The sequence below is a fragment of the Brachybacterium sp. Z12 genome, from assembly GCF_014400405.1.
GTDB lineage: Bacteria > Actinomycetota > Actinomycetes > Actinomycetales > Dermabacteraceae > Brachybacterium.
Map to the genome: position 1 here is coordinate 3,242,564 of NZ_CP060496.1, position 16,969 is coordinate 3,259,532.

Here is a 16,969-nt window from a genome sequence, read left to right on the forward strand (position 1 = left end):
TCCATTCTCTCGCGGCTTAGGCCGCGCCCAGCCCGGCCCGGCCGCGACCGGGATCAGTGGTTTCGCGCCACCCAGCCCTCGCCGCACTGCCCGCCGTACTCGGAGGCGTCGATCCGCACCTCTGCACCGTCGGCGTCGAGCAGCGGCTGGTAGGTGGCGGCCACCTCACGACTGCCCTCGGGGATGTAGTGGAAGATCAGCGAGCGACGGAAACGGTCGGTGCTGGTGTTGGGCTTCGAACCATGCACCAGGCTGCCGTGGAAGATGAGCATGTCGCCGGCCTTCATCTCCGTCTGCTCGACCCGCAGATGTTCGGGGATGCTCACCGTGATAGTGGTGAACGATTCCGCGGCGTCGGCCTCCTCGGGGCATTCGATCTCATAGCGGTGGGTGCCGGGCACCACCCCGAGCGCCCCGTTCTCGGCGTCGCAGTCATCGACCGCGATCCAGGCCGCGATGCAGGTCTCCGGGTGGGACTGCAGGAAGTAGTTGTCCTGGTGCATGGCCTGACCGCGGGCACCGGCGGGCTTGAAGTAGAACATCGACTGCGCCGCCCACACCGAACCCACCGCCTCGATCACTCGCCCCATCACCCGCTCCTCGAGCAGCCAGCGCCGCGCCAGGCGGCCCGGCAGGTGATCGTCGCGGTGCGGCTGGATCATCCGCGGATAGGCGCGCAGCGGGTCCCCTTCGGGGATCTCGTCGAAGGACCCTCCGCTGCCATCGGTCTCGATGTGGGTGGTGAAGGCCTCGCGGAGCTCGGCGATCTCCTCGGCGGTGAGCACGCCCCGCAGGTGGACCGCACCGTTGCGGGCATAGGCGTCGGCGAGGAGGCGCGGGCTCACATGATTGCCGTCGAAGATCTCGAGCCCGGTGATGTCGGAGGTGTCCGGAGTATCGGCGGGAGTGGTCGATGTGGTCGTCATGATGTCAGTCTGGTGCTGCGCAGAGCCGCGGACCAGGTGATCGGAGAGTAAGAACATGGATGATCCTGCTGCACCGAAGCGAGCCCGTGCCCCACAGGGACCGGCCCTAGAGGTGCCGGCACCGCAGATCGGGCGTGTGCTCGCCGGCGAGCTCGTCCAGGACTCGAGCTATCGCGTGCGGCGCTCGCACGGCACCGAGGACTGGTTGCTGCTGCACACCGTCGCCGGCGCGGGCCTCGTGCACGCGCCGGGCGGCGCTCCGCTCACCACCACCCCCGGCGATGGGATCCTGCTGCGCCCCGGCACCATGCACGACTACGGCACCGACCCCACCACCGGGCACTGGACCCTGCTGTTCTGCCACGTGCACCCGCCCGCGACCTGGGCCGCACTGCTGAACTGGCCGGACGCCGCTCCCGGGATCGGCCGCATCCGGCTCGGCACGGAGGTGGATCGCCGAGTTCGTCAGCACCTGCGCAGCGCAGCCCGGGCAGGACGCCTTGCTGTCGGCCGCCCGGAGCTGTTCGCGCTGAACGGGATCGAAGCGGCGCTGCTCTGGTACGACACTCAGAACCCGCGCCGGCACCAGCTCGACGAACGAGTGCTGCGGGTCCTTGAGCACATCGACGCCCACCTCGGCGAGGAGCTCGACATGGCCCGCCTCGCGGACGTCGCCCACCTCTCCCCCTCGCGCCTGGCCCACCTGTTCTCAGCCCAAGTCGGCACACCGCCCGCTCGCTACATCGAAGCGCAGCGGATGGAGCTCGCCGCCCCCCTGCTGGAGCTGACCGACGATCCCGTCACGGCCGTGGCCCGCCGGGTCGGGTTCCGCGATGCGCTGTATTTCTCGCGCCGGTTCCGGGCTCAGCACGGCATGAGCCCGTCGGCCCATCGGAAGCGCCAGCGCACCCCGTGAGCGCCGGACCTCCCGCCGCTGACGACGACAAAGGCCCCTCCCCTCCCGCGCTGAGCGGGAGCGGAGGGGCCTCGGGTGTGCCTGGGATCAGGCGTCGATCACCACGGCCATGACGGCGGGCTCGCGACGGTAGATGCGGCGCAGGTAGCCGCTGACGGTCTCGACGATGATCTTCTCGATCGCGCCGATGTCGTCGACCTTGTCCTGCTTGGCGCGGGTCAGCGCCTTGGTGACCTGGCTCTGCGCGCCGTCGAAGGTGCGCTTGTCGTACACGAAGCCCTTGGTGAGGAATTCGACCGGCTCGACGGGCTGGTAGGTGTCGGGGTCGATCAGGGCCACGACGGTGACGACGCCGCCGCCGCTGAGCAGAAGACGCTCGGCGAGGGTGTCCTCGGTGGCCGCGCCGATGGTCTGGCCATCGACATAGACCAGACCGGCCTCGACCTTGCCGGAGATCTTCGCGTGGCCGTCGATCAGGTCGACCGTCATGCCGTCCTGCGCGATGACGATGTTCTCCTCGGGAACGCCGGTGCGACGGGCCAGCTCAGCGTTGGCATGCAGGTGCTTGGACTCGCCGTGCACCGGCATGACGTTCTTCGGGCGCACGATGTTGTAGCAGTACACGAGCTCGCCGGCGCTCGCGTGGCCGGAGACGTGCACCTTCGCGTTGCCCTTGTGGACGATGTTCGCGCCCAAATCGGTGAGCTTGTTGATGATCCCGTAGATCGCGTTCTCGTTGCCGGGGATCAGCGAACTGGCCATCAGCACGGTGTCGCCTTCGCCCACCTGGATCTGGTGATCGCCGTTGGACATGCGTGCGAGTGCGGCCATCGGCTCACCCTGCGAACCAGTGCAGATCAGCGTGATCTTGTGGTCCGGCATCGACTGGATCTTGCGGAAGTCGACCACGAGGCCCTTGGGGATGTTCAGGTAGCCGAGGTCGCGCGCGATGCCCATGTTGCGCACCATCGAGCGGCCCACGAACGCGACCTTGCGGCCATTGGCGTGGGCGGCGTCGAGCACCTGCTGGATGCGGTGCACGTGGCTGGCGAAGCTCGAGACGATGACCCGGCGCGGCGAGGACATGAACACCTGGTCGATCGCAGGGATGAGATCCCGCTCCGACATGGTGAAGCCGGGGACCTCGGCGTTGGTGGAGTCGGTGAGGAAGAGATCCACACCCTCCTCGCCCAGGCGCGCGAAGGCGCGCAGGTCGGTGATCCGGCCGTCCAGCGGGAACTGGTCCATCTTGAAGTCGCCGGTGTGCAGCACGCTGCCCGCCTTGGTGCGGATCATGACGGCCAGCGCATCGGGGATCGAGTGGTTGACCGCGACGAACTCGAGGTCGAACGAACCGAACTTCTTGTGCTCCCCCGCCTCGACCTGGATGGTCTTGGGGGTGATGCGATGCTCCTTGAGCTTCGCGGTGATGAACGCCAAGGTGAGCTCGGAGCCGATCAGGGGGATGTCCGCCCGCTCCTTGAGCAGGTACGGAACGCCGCCGATGTGGTCCTCGTGACCATGGGTCAGGACGATGGCCTCGATGTCGTCGAGGCGATCCCGGATGGAGGTGAAGTCCGGCAGGATCACGTCGATGCCGGGCTGGTGCTCCTCGGGGAAGAGCACGCCGCAGTCGACGATCAGGAGCTTGCCGGCATGCTCGAACACCGTCATGTTGCGGCCGACCTCGCCGAGGCCGCCGAGAGCGGTGATGCGCATGCCGTTGCGGGGCAGGCGCGGCGGGGCGGAGAGCTTGCGTCGGGGAGTGGCCATGAAGAAATTTCTCAATCGTCGAAGGGTCAGGGTCTCAAGTCATCGGTGGCGCGCGCGTCGCACGGGTCGCAGCAGCGTCCACACCCTCCAACGTACGTCAGGAATGGCTCATTTCCTCATTCATGCCGAATTGACCACGTTCAGGACGGCGGTTCCCCGCCGGTGACTTGCCAGTAGCGCAGCAGCGGCCCACCTCAGGCGAGCGCCTCGGCCAGCGCCGCGAGAGATCGCTCAGCGCGGAAGCTGTGCCCGTCATCGGTGACGACGAGCTCGGGGGCCCGGGCGCCCAGCTCCTCCCACACCGGAGGCAGCTGCGTGAAGGCTGCACGAGTCGCCCCGATCGGGAAGATGTGGTCACGCTCCCCGTGCTCGATGACCAGCGGCCGCGGGGCGATGAGGGCGGCGATATCCGCCATCTCGAGATCCGGGAGGATCCCCGGGATGATGTTGCACGGGCAGTGCCGGATCGAGCAGAAACTCGCCTCGAACGAGCAGAAGTACGCTGCGACCAGCGCCGCCGCGATCCTCGGTTCCGCTGCGGCCAGCAGCAGCGCCACCGCCCCTCCCCGGAGCCGCCGGCGACACCCACCCGTTCCGGATCCACACCCGGCAGCCGCCCGACGGCGTCATGGGCGGCGAGCGCATCGGCGACCCGCCTGCCCATCAGCGGGATGCCGCGCAGCATGAATCGTGCCGCATCGATCCCGCACGAGTTCTCGCCCTGCTCATAGGGTGCCGCGCCCTCCGGGCGAGCGAATCGGCGCCGCCCGAAGCTCAGCACCTCCGGGCACAGCACCGTGAAACCTGCCCGCGCGAAGGCGTACGCGGTCCCGGCGTTGAACTCCGTGGACTCCGCCGTGGCGACCAGGCTGTCAATCCCGCGCCCATGGCCGGCGACCAGGACGATGGCCGCGCCGTTCGCGGCTGCGGCCTCGGGGCGCAGCAGGAACGAGGGGATGCTCGTGCCGTCGGCCAGCTGCAGCTCCACCTCCTGCGGCTGCAGCGGATCCGCTGCCTCCCCTCGCTCATCTCGAGCCGCGCCGGAGTAGCCGGCGCCAGGCGCTCGAGCTCCAACAGCTCCCGCAGGCGTTCCCTGCTGCTGTCGCTCGTACGCTCGGCGCTCACCCCTTCACCGAGCCGATCAGGGCGCCCGGGGCGGAGAAGCGCGCGAGCGAGGCGGTGACGGGTGCGGACTGCGAGGTGGTCATGAGGGGGCTCCCATCCGTGACCGAGTGAAGGACGAAGAAGCCGTCGGCGAGGGTGTCGGCCAGCTCCCGGGAAACCGATCTACTGGAAACCGGTATCCGTGAGGCTCGAGTGTGGGGGCGGGCTCCCGGAGCTGTCAACAGGCGAGGCGAACACTCTTCGAGCAGTGCCGCGCCGCTCTTCCGCGAATTCAGCCATCTCTGCAGGCCAGTAACTTGCTACGATTCAGCCTCGGAGTTTCCACGCGCCACCACGGTGCCGGAAAGCCCATTCCCTCCGCGTCCCGAGCGCTGGTACCGTGTGCGGCCACGGGGCTGGCAATCGGTTCCCCGCGGGGCACCGCCGCCGGGCTACCAAGTGGACACCGAAGGACGGGAGATCTGATGGCACGCATCAGCGGGGGCCGACGATCACACAGGTCGCCGAGGCCGCCGGAGTCTCCCGCGCCACCGTCTCCCGGGCCCTCAACGGCCGCACCACCGTCGACCCCGGAATCGGCGCCCGGGTGCGCGAGGCGGCCGACCGCCTGCAGTACCGCCCCAACCTCACCGCCCGCTACCTTTCCACCGGGCGCACCATGACCGTGTCCCTGGTGATCCCCGATCTCGGCAACCCGATGTTCCAGAGCGTCCTGCGCGGCCTCACGCGGGCGGCGGAGGCCTACGGGTACGGGGTGCTGGTCGCCGAGGCCTCGACCCCCGAGCGGGAGGCCGGCATCGCCCGGGATGCCCGGCGCCAATGCGATGCGGTGGTGCTCGTGGCCCCGCGGATGAACGAGCTCGAGCTCGAGGCCCTGGTGCCGCAGATCTCCCCGGTGGTGGTGCTGAACCGCAGCCTGGCCGATCCGCGGATCGCGAGCGTGGGCATCGACTACACCAGCGGGATGTCCCAGCTGGTGCGGCATCTCGAATCGCTGGGCCACCAGGACCTCCTCTACGTCTCCGGCCCGCCCCGCAGCGCCGCCCATCACGAGCGGCTGACCGCGCTGAACGCCCTCGCGGACACCAGCCCTTCGCTCAGCATCCGCACGATCCTCGGCGGTGCCACCATGACTGCTGGCCACCGCGTGGCCGAGCAGGTGCTGGAGAGCGGGGCGACCGCCGTGATGGCCTTCAACGACCTGGTCGCCTTCGGCCTCCTGGCCCGCCTCAACCAGTTCGGCGTCGACGTGCCCGGGGACCTCTCGGTGACCGGCTTCGACGGCATCGAGCTGGGACGCTTCGCCGTGCCCTCGCTGACGACCGTGGACCAGGAGGAGCTCGACACCGGGGCCATCGCCTGGTCGCTGCTGCACCGGCAGCTGGATCTCGGCAGCGCCCCCGAGCCCACCGAGAACGCGCTGCTGTCCCCCGCCTGCTGGTCGGCGACAGCACCGGGCGCGTGCCGCCTTCGCGGGCCCCGTCGGTGCTGACCGTCCGAGCCCCCGCCGAGCAGCCCTCCGGCGAGCTCGATTCCTCCTCGCTGGGATGGGTCCAGGGCGACGGTGCATGGGATCTGGTGCACGCGGGAACGGTGCTCAGCAGCGCAGTCGGCGGCGGCGCGATGGTGCCGGTGCACAGCCCGCGCCCCCACCTGCACCCGGTGCGCACGCTCAGCGGACGGCCGATGACGGTGGTCACGCCCGTGGACCATCGCCACCAGCACGGCGCCTCCCTCGCTCTGCCGGATGTCAACGGCACCACCTACTGGGGAGGTCGCACCTACGTCGAGGGCCGCGGCTCCACCCTGCTGGCGAACCACGGCACACAGCGGCTCGGAACGGTCACTGCGTCCGACGACGGCCGCACCCTGGATAGCCAGGTGCACTGGCTCGCCCACGACGGCCGTGACCTGCTGACGGAACAGCGCACGCTATCGGCGATGCTGCTGCCCGAGGAGCACGGCTGGGCCCTCAGCTGGCGCAGCAGCCTCACGGCAGATGCCGCGCCCCTGCAGCTGCACAGCCCCGCCACCCGCGGCCGCCCCGGCGCGGGCTACGGGGCTGTTCTGGCGCCTGCCCGGCGGGGACGAGACCCGAGTCCTGGTCGCGGCTGGCCAGGGGGAGCTGCTCGCCCATGGCTCCTGCGGCGAGGTCCTCGTGGTCCAGCGCCGTCACGGGCACTCCTGGTCCAGCCTGGTGATGGCGCAGGATGCGCAGGCTCAGGGCCGCGTCGATCCCTGGTTCGTGCGGACCTCGGATTACGTGGGCGTCGGCGCGAGCCTCGCCTGGGAAGAACCGCGGGAGGTCCCGCTCGGGCAGACGCTCGAGATCTCGCTGGACATGGTGCTCCTGGACCGCCAGGTGACCATCGAGGAGGTGCCGCAGCTGCTGAGGGCGATGACCGCCGGGGAGCTGCGCTGACGGCTCGCGCTGGGGCGAGACGCCGACGTGCCGTCACCCGGGTGCCCGGGTGACGGCACAGCTCGAGGTCGCCGACGCCGCCGCGCCGGCTCAGCCCAGCTGCAGCTCCACGGTCGCGAAGGAGTGCGGCGGCAGGGTGATCTCGAGAAGGCCCTCCTGCTCGAGCTCGCGCACGCCCTCCAGCGGCGCCGGGGCCACGGCCTCAGGCTGCTCGGGCGTGTTGTGCGCCGCGGAGCTCGCCCCGGTGAGCACCGTCGCGGTGTGGCCGGTGACGGAGCGGCCGCGCAGGTCCAGCACCAGGGTGCGCTCCTGTGCGTGATCCAGGTTCGACAGCGAGACCAGCGCGGTCCGCCCGGTGGTGGACGCGGAGGCGGAGAGCAGCGGCAGCGCGCGGCCATCGACCTCAGCGGGCTCCTCGGGCAGCAGCACATGGGCGTCGAGCGAGGCGGCATCCTGGTGCCCCGAATTCATCGCGAACACGTGGTACGTCGGGGTGAGCACGAGAGCGCCGGAGTCCGGATCGGTGAGGATCATCGCCTGCAGCACGTTCACCGTCTGGGCGATGTTCGCCATGAGCAGGCGGTCCGCATGGCGGTGGAAGCCGTCGAAGTGGAGCGAGGCGACCAGGGCGTCGCGCACAGTGTTCTGCTGGTACAGGAAGCCGGGGTTGGTGCCGGGCTCCACGTTCCACCAGGTGCCCCACTCATCGAACACCAGGCCCACCTTCTTGTGCGGGTCGTACTGGTCCATGACGGTGGAGTGGCGGGCCACGAGCTCCTCGGCGAAAGCGGCGCGGGAGAGCGTGCGGTACCACTCCTCCTCGCTGAATTCGGTGGCGGAGCCCTTGTCCGACCAGGGGCCGGACATCGTGTAGTAGTGCAGCGAGATCGCCTGGTACGGGCCGGCCTTGCCCTCCTTGGAGTCCAGGTTGGTCGCTGCACGCATCAGCGCCTCGGTCCAGGCGTAGTCGCTGTCGCTGGCGCCCGCGGCGATGCGGGTGACCTCGTTGCCCCCGTGATCGCGCACATAGGTGGAGTACTGGCGGGCCAGCGCCGCGTAGTCCTCGGCGCGCATGTTGCCGCCGCAGCCCCAGGCCTCGTTGCCGATACCGAAGAAGGGCACCTTCCAGGGCTCATCGCGCCCGTTCTCACGGCGCAGGGACGCCATCGGGGAGTCGTCGGCGCGGGTGAGGTACTCGATCCACTCGCTCATCTCCGCGACGGTGCCGGAGCCGACGTTGCCGTTGACGTACGCCTCGGTGCCGAGCATCTCGACGAGGTCCATGAACTCGTGGGTGCCGAAGGAGTTGTCCTCGACGATGTCGCCCCAGTGGGAGTTCACCATCCGGGGCGGTCCTCGCGGGGGCCGATGCCGTCCCTCCAGTGGTAGTCGTCGGCGAAGCAGCCCCCGGGCCAGCGGAGGTTCGGGATCTGCAGGGCGCGCAGCGCGGCGACCACGTCGTCGCGGATGCCGCGGGTGTTCGGGATCTCGGAGCCCTCACCCACGAAGAAGCCCTCGTAGATGCAACGCCCGAGGTGCTCGGCGAAGTGGCCGTAGACGTGGCGGTTGATGGTGGCGCCGGGCAGGTCGAGGTTGACGACCACGCGGGCGGGGCCGTCGGTGCGACCGGCCGACGGGCCGGCCCCCGCGGGGCGGGAGCCGGTGGCCGACGGCGTCAGCGCGGAGACCAGGTCGGAGGTGAGGGTGTGGTCAGGGAGCGTCATGAAGGGTCCTCGTGATCGTGGCGGGCAGGGATGGTTCAGGCGGCGGTGCGCGCGAGGCGGACCATCGTCCAGGAGATGGCGGGCAGCTCGCCGGAGAGCTTCCCGCCATCGAGGGCGACCGAGGAGTTCGGCTGCGGGACGACGGTGTCCGGGGCGTCGGCGGAGTTCGCCGCGTACGGGTCCTCGTGGTGCAGGGTCACCGCCTCGACGAGCTCGAGGTCCCCGAAGGAGGCGAGGTCCACGCCGAGGTCGAGCGCCCCGGAGGCGTCGCGGTTCACGACGAACACGGTGAGGTCGCCGGACTCCTCGTCCCAGGTGGCGACGGCGTCGGCCGAGGTGCTGGTGCCGAAGCGCTGGTTCTCGAAGCTCGGAGCCTCGAGGTTGACCTGCAGCACCTCTCCCTTCGCGTGGCGGGAGGTGAGCGCGAAGGGGTGGAAGGTGGTCTGGCGCCAGGCGCGACCGCCGGGCTCGGTCATGATCGGGGCGATCACGTTGACCAGCTGGGCGAGCGACGCGGAGGCGACGCGGTCGCTGTGGCGCAGCAGCGAGATCAGCAGGTTCCCGAACACCACGGCGTCCATCGCGGAGTAGATGTCCTCGAGCAGCACCGGCGCGACGGGCCAGTCGTCGCCGCTGGGCGGGCGGGACTCGGCACGGTGCTGGTACCAGACGTTCCACTCGTCGAAGCTGATCATGATGCGCTTGTCGCGCTTGAGCTTGGCGCGCACGTGATCGGCGGTCGCGACGACGGAGTCGATGAAGTGGTCCATGTCGTCGGCCGAGGCGAGGAAGGAGGCCTGGTCGCCGTCCTTCTCCGAGTAGTAGACGTGAGCGGAGATCATGTCCACGAAGTCATACGCCTCGGTCAGCACCGTGTTCTCCCAGGCACCGAAGGTGGGCATCTGCGCGTTCGAGGAGCCGCAGGCGATCAGCTCGAGATCCGGGTCCTCCATGCGCATCGCGCGGGCGGTCTCGGTGGCGACGCGCGCATACTCCTCGGCGTTCTTGTGGCCGATCTGCCAGGGACCGTCCATCTCGTTGCCCAAGCACCACATGCGGATGTCGTGCTTCTCGGCGGAGCCGGTGTTGGCCACGCGCTGGTCGGAGAGATGAGTGCCGGCGGGCGCGTTGGCGTACTCGAGCACGTCGAGCGCCTCCTGCACCCCGCGAGTGCCGAGGTTCACCGCATACATCGGCTCCACCTCGGCCTTCTTCGCCCAGGCCATGAACTCGTCCAGGCCCACGGTGTTCGGGTCCGAGGAGTGCCAGGCCAGGTCGTGGCGCACGGGACGCTCCTCGACCGGGCCCACGCCGTCCTCCCAGCGGTAGCCGGAGACGAAGTTGCCGCCCGGGTAGCGCACCGAGCTCACGCCGAGCTCGCGGGTCATGGCGAGGACGTCCTTGCGGAAGCCGTCCTCATCCGCCTCGGGGTGCTCCGGCTCGTAGATGCCGGTGTAGACGCACCGGCCGAGGTGCTCGACGAAGGCGCCGAAGGTGCGGCGGCGCACCGGGGCGACGCGGAAGGCAGGGTCAAGGGTGAGGATGACGTGCGATGACATCGGTGTCGGCGTCCTTCTGGAGGTGGGTGCGGGCACGCGAGCAGCGGTGCGGCGGCCAGTTCTACAACGTTGGAATAAGCCTTCCACAGCAGCGTCACCGCGTCAACGCCCGCCCACGCCCCGGATCGGGCTGGCCCGGTCCAGCCCGACCATTCCCACCCGGCCCGGTCCAGCCCGGCCAGCCCCACCCGGACCGGTCCAGCCCGGCCAGCCCCACCCGGACCGACACGCGTGCCGAGAACACCGAAACCGCCCAGATCCGGCAGGAATCGGTGATCTCGACGTACGCGTCCCCTGCGTGTCGGGCCACCGCCCAACGTGCACTCGCTCGCACATGGAGGTGCGGGGCCCGGGACGGTGCGAGAATCGAGCCATGTCCCCCACCTCGCCCTCCGGCCGTCAGCGCCCTCCCGCGCTGCGCGACGTCGCCGAGCTGGCGGGGGTGTCGATCAAGACCGTCTCCAACGTGGTCAACGACTACCCGCACGTGCGCGACTCGACCCGTGAGAAGGTGCGCGAGGCGATCCTGCAGGTCGGCTACCGCCCCCAGGTCGCCGCGCAGCAGCTGCGCACCGGCGCTCCAAGATGATCACCCTCGCGGTGCCGTCCCTGGCCTTCTCCTACTTCTCGAACCTCGCCCAGGAGTTCATCGACGAGGCTCAGCGCCGCGGCCAGACCGTCGTACTGCACTCCACCTCCGGCGGCCGCGAGGCCGAGCGCACCGTGCTCGAAGGCTTCAACCGCGTGCTCGGCGACGGCGTGATCTTCAATCCGCTGATGCTCGAGGAGGAGCAGTTCGCGCGGATGGAGCGCACCAGCCAACCCACCGTCTTCATCGGCGAGCACCTCCCCGAGCAGCTCCCGCAGGGCAGCGACTACGTGCGGATCGACAACATCGGCGCCTCCTTCGACGCGACCTCGCACCTGATCGCCACCGGGCGCCGGCGCCTCGCCTTCATCGGCGCGATCGACACGGCCCAGGGCCTGCAGCCCCACAGCTCCGGCTCGATGCGCCGCGACGGCTTCTTGAATGCGCTGCGCGAGCACGGCCTGCGGGCCGACGACGGCGTGGTCCAAGCGGTGGAGGACTGGCACCGCCCCAACGGCTTCGCCGGGGCGAATGCGCTCTTGGAGCGCGTGCCGGAGGTGGACGGCATCGTCTGCGGCAACGATGACCTGGCGATCGGGGTGCTCGCCGCCCTGCGCCGCCGCGGACGCCAGGTTCCTGAGGACGTCGCGGTGATCGGCTACGACGACACCCCCGACGCCCTCTTCGCGTCCCCGCCGCTGAGCACCATCTCCCCGGACAAGGCGTCCCTCGCCAGCACCGCACTGGATCTGCTCGATGAGCGGATCCGCGGCTATGACGGTCCGCCCCGGACCGTCGACACCCCGTACACACTCGTGGTGCGCGGCTCGACGGTCGCCGCCGTGGACGTCGCGCCCACCGATCTGACCCCCGCCGCGGAAGCGACCGTCGGCAGCCCCGAGAAGGAGCCCACCCGGTGACCATCCCGACCCCCTACGAAGATCTGCTGCGCGAGGTCATGGAGACCGGCAACGCCAAGGGCGACCGCACCGGCACCGGCACCCGCAGCCTGTTCGGCAAGCAGATCCGCTTCGACCTCTCGCAGGGCTTTCCGCTGATCACCACCAAGCGGGTGCACACCCGCTCGATCATCCTCGAGCTGCTGTGGTTCCTTCGCGGGGACACCAACGTGCGCTGGCTGCAGGAGCAGAACGTCACGATCTGGGACGAATGGGCCGACGAGAACGGTGACCTCGGCCCGGTCTACGGCGCGCAGTGGCGCTCCTGGCCCACGCCCGACGGCGGCGTGATCGACCAGATCAGCGACGTCATCGAGCAGATCCGCAGCAACCCCGATTCCCGCCGCCTGATCGTCTCCGCCTGGAACCCGGCCGAGATCCCCAAGATGGCGCTCGCCCCCTGCCACGCCCTGTTCCAGTTCGAGGTCCACGACGGGAAGCTGTCCTGCCAGCTGTACCAGCGCAGCGCCGACATGTTCCTCGGGGTGCCGTTCAACATCGCCAGCTACGCGCTGCTGACGCACATGATCGCCCAGCAGACCGATCTCGAGGTGGGCGACTTCATCTGGACCGGTGGCGACTGCCACATCTACGACAACCACCATGAGCAGGTCACCCGGCAGCTGTCCCAGGGAGCCCTTCCCGTCCCCGACCCTGCGGATCACGCGTCGGCCGGACTCAATCCTGGACTACGCGCTCGAGGACTTCGAGATCGTCGACTACCAGCACCACAAGGGCATCAAGGCGCCGGTGGCGGTATGAGCAAGGCTGACGACACAGCGCCGCAGATCGGAATGATCTGGGCGCAGGCACGCGGAGGCGTGATCGGCGCCGCCGGCACCATGCCCTGGCATCTGCCGGAGGACCTGAAGCACTTCTCCCGCACCACCAAGGGCTCGCCGGTGGTGATGGGCCGACGCACCTGGGAATCCTTCCCACCGAAGTTCCGACCACTGCCCGGGCGCACCAACATCGTCATCACCCGCGACGACGCCTTCGCCGAGGAGGGTGCAGTGCGGGCGCGCGACCTGCCGGATGCCCTGCGTCTCGCCCACGGGACTCTCGAGCGCAGCGTCTCCCCGTCGATGCACGCCCGATGATCTGGGTGATCGGCGGCGGGCGCGTGTACCGCGAGGCGATGGAACTCGCCCAGCTGCTGGTCGTCACCGAGATCGACCTCGAGGTCGAGGGCGACACCACTGGGCCCGAGATCCCGGAGGACTTCTCCCTCGATGCCGTCTCCCCGAGCACGGCTGGCACGACTCCGCCAGCGGAACGCGCTACCGGATCCTCCACCACCGACGCTGAGTCCATGGGATGACCACACCCCCGGTAGGTCTTGTCACTGAGTTTTCAACGTTGTAAAGTCGTGACCGGAGCTGCTGCATCGATCGGTGCCGACCCTCCTCACCGCGCTCTCCTCGCCTGACCGCGACACACCTCTCCCCGGAGCGGCACCGTCGAGCGCGATGCCCGATGACGGGCTGCCCCGGGGACTCGACGAAGGAGTTGAGCATGGCGTCCATCTCGCGCCGCGGACTGTTCACCCAGACCGCCGCCCTGACCACCGCAGCCGGGGCCACCGCGCTCGGAACCTCCCGCGCGGCAGCCGGCCCACCGGGGCCTGAACCCCTGCCGGATCCGACCTTCACCGAGGTCTCCGTGCACGACCCCTCCGTGATCGTGACCGACGACAGCTTCCGCGTGTTCGGCTCCCACCTCGCCGCGGCCCGCAGCGACGACCTCCTGCACTGGGAGGGCATCGCGGACCTCGTCACCCCGCAGAACCCCCTGTTCGAGGACGTCACCGAAGAGCTCGCCGACGCCTTCGCCTGGGCGAACACCGACACCCTGTGGGCGGCGGATGTCAGCGAGACGCCCGACGGACGCTTCCGCATGTACTACTGCGCCTGCGAGGGCTCCTCTCCCCGCTCGGCCATGGGCACCGCGATCGCCGACGACATCGAGGGCCCGTATCGGGACGAGGGGATCTTCCTGAGGTCGGGCATGTGGGACGAGCCCAGCGAGGACGGCGCCATCTACGACGGGCAGGTCCATCCCAACGCCATCGACCCCCACGCGTTCATCGATGCCGAGGGACACCACCGACTGGTCTACGGCTCGTACTCGGGCGGCATCTTCCTGCTCGAGCTCGACCCGACCACCGGTCACCCCACGCCCGGGCAGGGATACGGCATCCACCTCATCATCGGCGGCAACCATGCACGCATCGAGGCCCCGTACATCCTGCACTCACGCCGTACGGGCTACTACTACCTGCTGGTGACCTTCGGCGGGCTCGACGCGATCGGCGGATACAACCTGCGCGTCGGCCGATCCCGCAGCGTGGAGGGCCCCTATCTCGACCCGATGGGACAGGACCTGCGCGAGGCGAAGTCCGATCCGGGTCTGCCGCTGTTCGACGACGCCTCGATCGAGCCGTACGGCGCGAAGCTCCTGGGCAACCATCGCTTCACCGACGTCGAGGCGGAGGGTCCCGGCGCGGGCTATGTCTCCCCTGGTCATGTCTCGGCCTGGGCCAGTTCCGACGAGCAGGACGTCTTCCTGTTCTTGCACAGCCGGTTCCCGGACACCGGGGAGCTCCACCAGGTCCGCGTGCACCGCATCCACTTCAGCCACGACGGCTGGCCGGTCATCGCCCCGCACCGCTACGCGGGAGAGCCCGCCGATCAGCGCGGGCGCTCCCCACCGCTCGCAGCTGGAGGGCGACTGGCAGCTCGTGGACCATGGCCGGGCCATCAGCCCGGAGATCGTGGGCTCCCAGCGGATCCGCCTGCACCGCAACGGGACGATCACCGGAGCGCGCACCGGGCGCTGGCGCCTCGAGGCCGGGCACCGCGCCACGGTGCTCCTCGACGGGCAGACCTTCCGCGGAGTGTTCGCCCGCGGCTGGCGCGAGAGCGCTGGCGCCTGGACGACCACCTTCACCGTGCTCGGCCCGGACGGCCGCAGCCTGTGGGGCACCCAGGAGGTCTGAGCGCTCCCGGCTCCCGGACCCAGCGCAAAACGCCCGTCGGCCCTGCGGCACTGATCGCCGCGGGGCCGACGGGCGCCCGCTCCCGTCCAGGAACTCAGGTGCCGGCGATGCCGGTGGTCGCGATGCCCTTGATGATCTGGCGCTGGAAGAACATGAACACGATGATCAGCGGCAGGGCCGCGAGCACAGCCTGGGCCATGTTCTGCGCGTACTGGATGCCGTAGGCGCTGATCACGGTCTGCAGACCGGTGGGCAGCGTCATCAGGTTCGAGTCGTTGACCACGATGAAGGGCCACAGGAAGTTGTTCCACGCTCCGATGAACACGAAGATCGAGACCGCGCCGAGAATCGGCTTCGACAGCGGCAGCACGATCGATCGGAGGATCCTGAACCGGCTCGCGCCGTCCATCAGCGCGGCCTCCTCGAGCTCGAAGGGGATCTGGTCGAAGAACTTCTTGAGGATGAACACCATCGGTGCCGCGACCACCTGCGGCAGGATGATGCCCCAGTAGGTGTCCACCATGTTCAGATTGAGCATCAGGTGGAACAGCGGCACTATCAGGATCTGCCCGGGGATCATGATCGAAGCGACGATCAGGGTGATCAGCATCGTCCGCCCCGCGAACCGCAGCCGCGAGAGCGCATAGCCGGCCAGGGCGGAGATCGTCACGGTGATCAGGGTGACCGCCGCGGAGGTGATGAAGCTGTTCCACGCCCAGCGCGGGACGAGCCCCTCGGACAGCACCTTCACGTACGCCGCCACTGTGAATCCGCCGTCGGGCACGATCGTGACCGGCATCGCCGCGGCCTCAGCCTCGGTCTTGAAGGAGGTGAGCACCGCCCACAGCACCGGCACCAGCCAGGCCGTCGCCAGCACCGCGAGGATCACGAAAGCGGCGATGCGGGCAGGTGCTGGCCCGCGACGGCGCTTTGAAGAGGCGGTGCGGGCCGTGACAGCCGCCCGCGGGACGACGGGCGTCAGGGTCACAGTGGTGGGGTTCGCGGCGCTCATGCCTTCACACTCCGTCGGGATGCGATCACCATGTAGGCGATCGAGACGATGATGATCATGAAGAAGAAGATGTAGGAGATCGCCGAGGCATACCCCAGGCGGTATCCGGTGAAGCCGACCTCGTAGATATACAGCAGCACCGGGCGGGTGGTCCCGCCGGGACCGCCGCCGGTCATCTGGTAGATCTGGTCGAAGACCTTGAGCGAGGCCAGCATCTGCAGCACGAGCACCAGCACGGTCGTGGGCGCGAGCTGCGGGAGGGTGATCGAGAGGAACTTCCGCCATCCGCCCGCACCGTCGAGAGAAGCGGCCTCGTAGAGCTGGTCGGGAATGTTCTGCAACGCGGCGAGATAGAGCAGGAAGTTGAAGCCGATGGTCCACCACACGGTGGTGATGACCACGGCGATCATGGCCGTGTTCGGATCCTGCAACCACGCCGGCCCGGTGATCCCGAACCAACCCAGGAAGGTGTTGATCAGGCCCAGCTGCGGGTTGTACATCCAGTTCCAGAACTGCGAGACCACGGTCGAGGCCAGCAGGAACGGCATGAAGAACGACAGGCGCCAGAACCACTGGCCCGGCAGGCCGATGTTCACCAGCACCGCGAGGAACATCGCGACCAGCACCAGCGGGATCGTCGAGAGCAGAGTGAACCAGGCGGTGTTGACCAGCGAGGACCACACCTGCGGGTCGCCGAGCGCCTCCGTCCAGTTGTCCAGGCCCACGAACTGGGTGTTCGTCCCGGCGAGGCTGGTCCCCGTGAAGCTCATCCACAGTCCGTAGAAGGTGGGCCAGATCAGGAACAGTCCGAAGGCGAGGAGGAACGGGGCGCAGTAGAGCCAGCCGCGCAGGTTGTCGGCGCGACGTCGGCGCGAGCGGCCGACGGAGAGATGGTCGGCGGGGCGAACCCCTCGGGGAGGGGCGGCAAGGCCGTCGGCGGTGGTCATCGATCGTCTCCTTCGACGA

General features: G+C 69.3%; 13 protein-coding genes and 4 pseudogenes. 10 read left to right on the forward strand and 7 right to left on the reverse strand.

Annotation, left to right across the window (positions count from 1 at the left end):
* Positions 1-53: 53 nt before the first annotated feature.
* Entirely contained in the window at positions 54-926 is an 873-nt protein-coding gene (locus tag H3H54_RS17085) for a phytanoyl-CoA dioxygenase family protein (RefSeq protein ID WP_262424796.1), read from the reverse strand.
* Between the two features lie 112 nt (positions 927-1,038).
* On the opposite strand from H3H54_RS17085, the gene H3H54_RS17090 reads away from it, so the two are divergent.
* Entirely contained in the window at positions 1,039-1,842 is an 804-nt protein-coding gene (locus tag H3H54_RS17090; RefSeq protein ID WP_262424797.1) for a helix-turn-helix domain-containing protein, read from the forward strand.
* Between the two features lie 87 nt (positions 1,843-1,929).
* Here the strand turns inward: H3H54_RS17090 and H3H54_RS17095 are convergent, their stop codons facing one another.
* Both H3H54_RS17095 and H3H54_RS17100 read right to left on the reverse strand, forming a co-directional pair.
* The gene (locus H3H54_RS17095) at positions 1,930-3,615 is read right to left on the reverse strand and encodes a ribonuclease J (protein ID WP_262424798.1); all 1,686 of its coding nucleotides are present in this window, start codon (positions 3,613-3,615) and stop codon (positions 1,930-1,932) included.
* Between the two features lie 194 nt (positions 3,616-3,809).
* Positions 3,810-4,172 (reverse strand): alpha/beta hydrolase family protein, encoded by a 363-nt coding sequence (locus H3H54_RS17100; protein ID WP_262424799.1) that lies wholly within the window; start codon positions 4,170-4,172, stop codon positions 3,810-3,812.
* Between the two features lie 947 nt (positions 4,173-5,119).
* Between H3H54_RS17100 and H3H54_RS17105 the strand changes: the two genes are divergently transcribed.
* Together H3H54_RS17105 and H3H54_RS17110 are read left to right on the forward strand one after the other, a co-directional pair.
* On the forward strand, positions 5,120-6,232 hold the full coding sequence (locus H3H54_RS17105) for a LacI family DNA-binding transcriptional regulator (RefSeq protein WP_262424800.1): 1,113 nt from the start codon (positions 5,120-5,122) through the stop codon (positions 6,230-6,232).
* 131 nt (positions 6,233-6,363) lie between these two features.
* A pseudogene (locus H3H54_RS17110) lies at positions 6,364-7,162 on the forward strand (PmoA family protein).
* A gap of 90 nt (positions 7,163-7,252) precedes the next feature.
* Here H3H54_RS17110 and H3H54_RS17115 read toward each other — a convergent pair.
* A pseudogene (locus tag H3H54_RS17115) lies at positions 7,253-8,886 on the reverse strand (alpha-N-arabinofuranosidase).
* A gap of 35 nt (positions 8,887-8,921) precedes the next feature.
* Positions 8,922-10,445 (reverse strand): alpha-N-arabinofuranosidase, encoded by a 1,524-nt coding sequence (locus tag H3H54_RS17120; RefSeq protein ID WP_262424801.1) that lies wholly within the window; start codon positions 10,443-10,445, stop codon positions 8,922-8,924.
* A 373-nt stretch (positions 10,446-10,818) separates the two neighbouring features.
* Here H3H54_RS17120 and H3H54_RS17125 point away from each other — a divergent pair, with 373 nt between their 5' ends.
* From H3H54_RS17125 to H3H54_RS17155, 7 genes and pseudogenes are all read left to right on the forward strand, one after another.
* Positions 10,819-11,034 (forward strand): LacI family DNA-binding transcriptional regulator, encoded by a 216-nt coding sequence (locus H3H54_RS17125; RefSeq protein ID WP_262424802.1) that lies wholly within the window; start codon positions 10,819-10,821, stop codon positions 11,032-11,034.
* Complete coding sequence (locus H3H54_RS17130) at positions 11,031-11,954, forward strand: LacI family DNA-binding transcriptional regulator (protein WP_262424803.1); 924 nt, start codon at positions 11,031-11,033, stop codon at positions 11,952-11,954. Before H3H54_RS17125 ends, H3H54_RS17130 begins: the two co-directional genes overlap by 4 nt.
* Positions 11,951-12,755, forward strand: a pseudogene (locus H3H54_RS17135) (thymidylate synthase). The gene H3H54_RS17130 and the pseudogene H3H54_RS17135 overlap by 4 nt, the downstream one beginning before the upstream one ends.
* Before the next feature lie 80 nt (positions 12,756-12,835).
* The gene (locus H3H54_RS17140) at positions 12,836-13,093 is read left to right on the forward strand and encodes a dihydrofolate reductase (protein ID WP_316249236.1); all 258 of its coding nucleotides are present in this window, start codon (positions 12,836-12,838) and stop codon (positions 13,091-13,093) included.
* Positions 13,090-13,314, forward strand: a complete 225-nt coding sequence (locus H3H54_RS17145) for a dihydrofolate reductase (protein WP_262424805.1) — start codon at positions 13,090-13,092, stop codon at positions 13,312-13,314. The genes H3H54_RS17140 and H3H54_RS17145 overlap by 4 nt, the downstream gene beginning before the upstream one ends.
* A 194-nt stretch (positions 13,315-13,508) precedes the next feature.
* Positions 13,509-14,312: pseudogene (locus tag H3H54_RS17150) on the forward strand (family 43 glycosylhydrolase); the annotation flags it as partial.
* Between the two features lie 205 nt (positions 14,313-14,517).
* Entirely contained in the window at positions 14,518-14,991 is a 474-nt protein-coding gene (locus H3H54_RS17155) for a lipocalin-like domain-containing protein (RefSeq protein ID WP_262426524.1), read from the forward strand.
* Positions 14,992-15,085: 94 nt separating this feature from the next.
* Here the strand turns inward: H3H54_RS17155 and H3H54_RS17160 are convergent, their stop codons facing one another.
* Both H3H54_RS17160 and H3H54_RS17165 read right to left on the reverse strand, forming a co-directional pair.
* On the reverse strand, positions 15,086-16,003 hold the full coding sequence (locus H3H54_RS17160; RefSeq protein ID WP_262424806.1) for a carbohydrate ABC transporter permease: 918 nt from the start codon (positions 16,001-16,003) through the stop codon (positions 15,086-15,088).
* The gene (locus H3H54_RS17165) at positions 16,000-16,950 is read right to left on the reverse strand and encodes a carbohydrate ABC transporter permease (RefSeq protein ID WP_262424807.1); all 951 of its coding nucleotides are present in this window, start codon (positions 16,948-16,950) and stop codon (positions 16,000-16,002) included. The genes H3H54_RS17160 and H3H54_RS17165 overlap by 4 nt, the downstream gene beginning before the upstream one ends.
* Positions 16,951-16,969 lie beyond the last annotated feature (19 nt).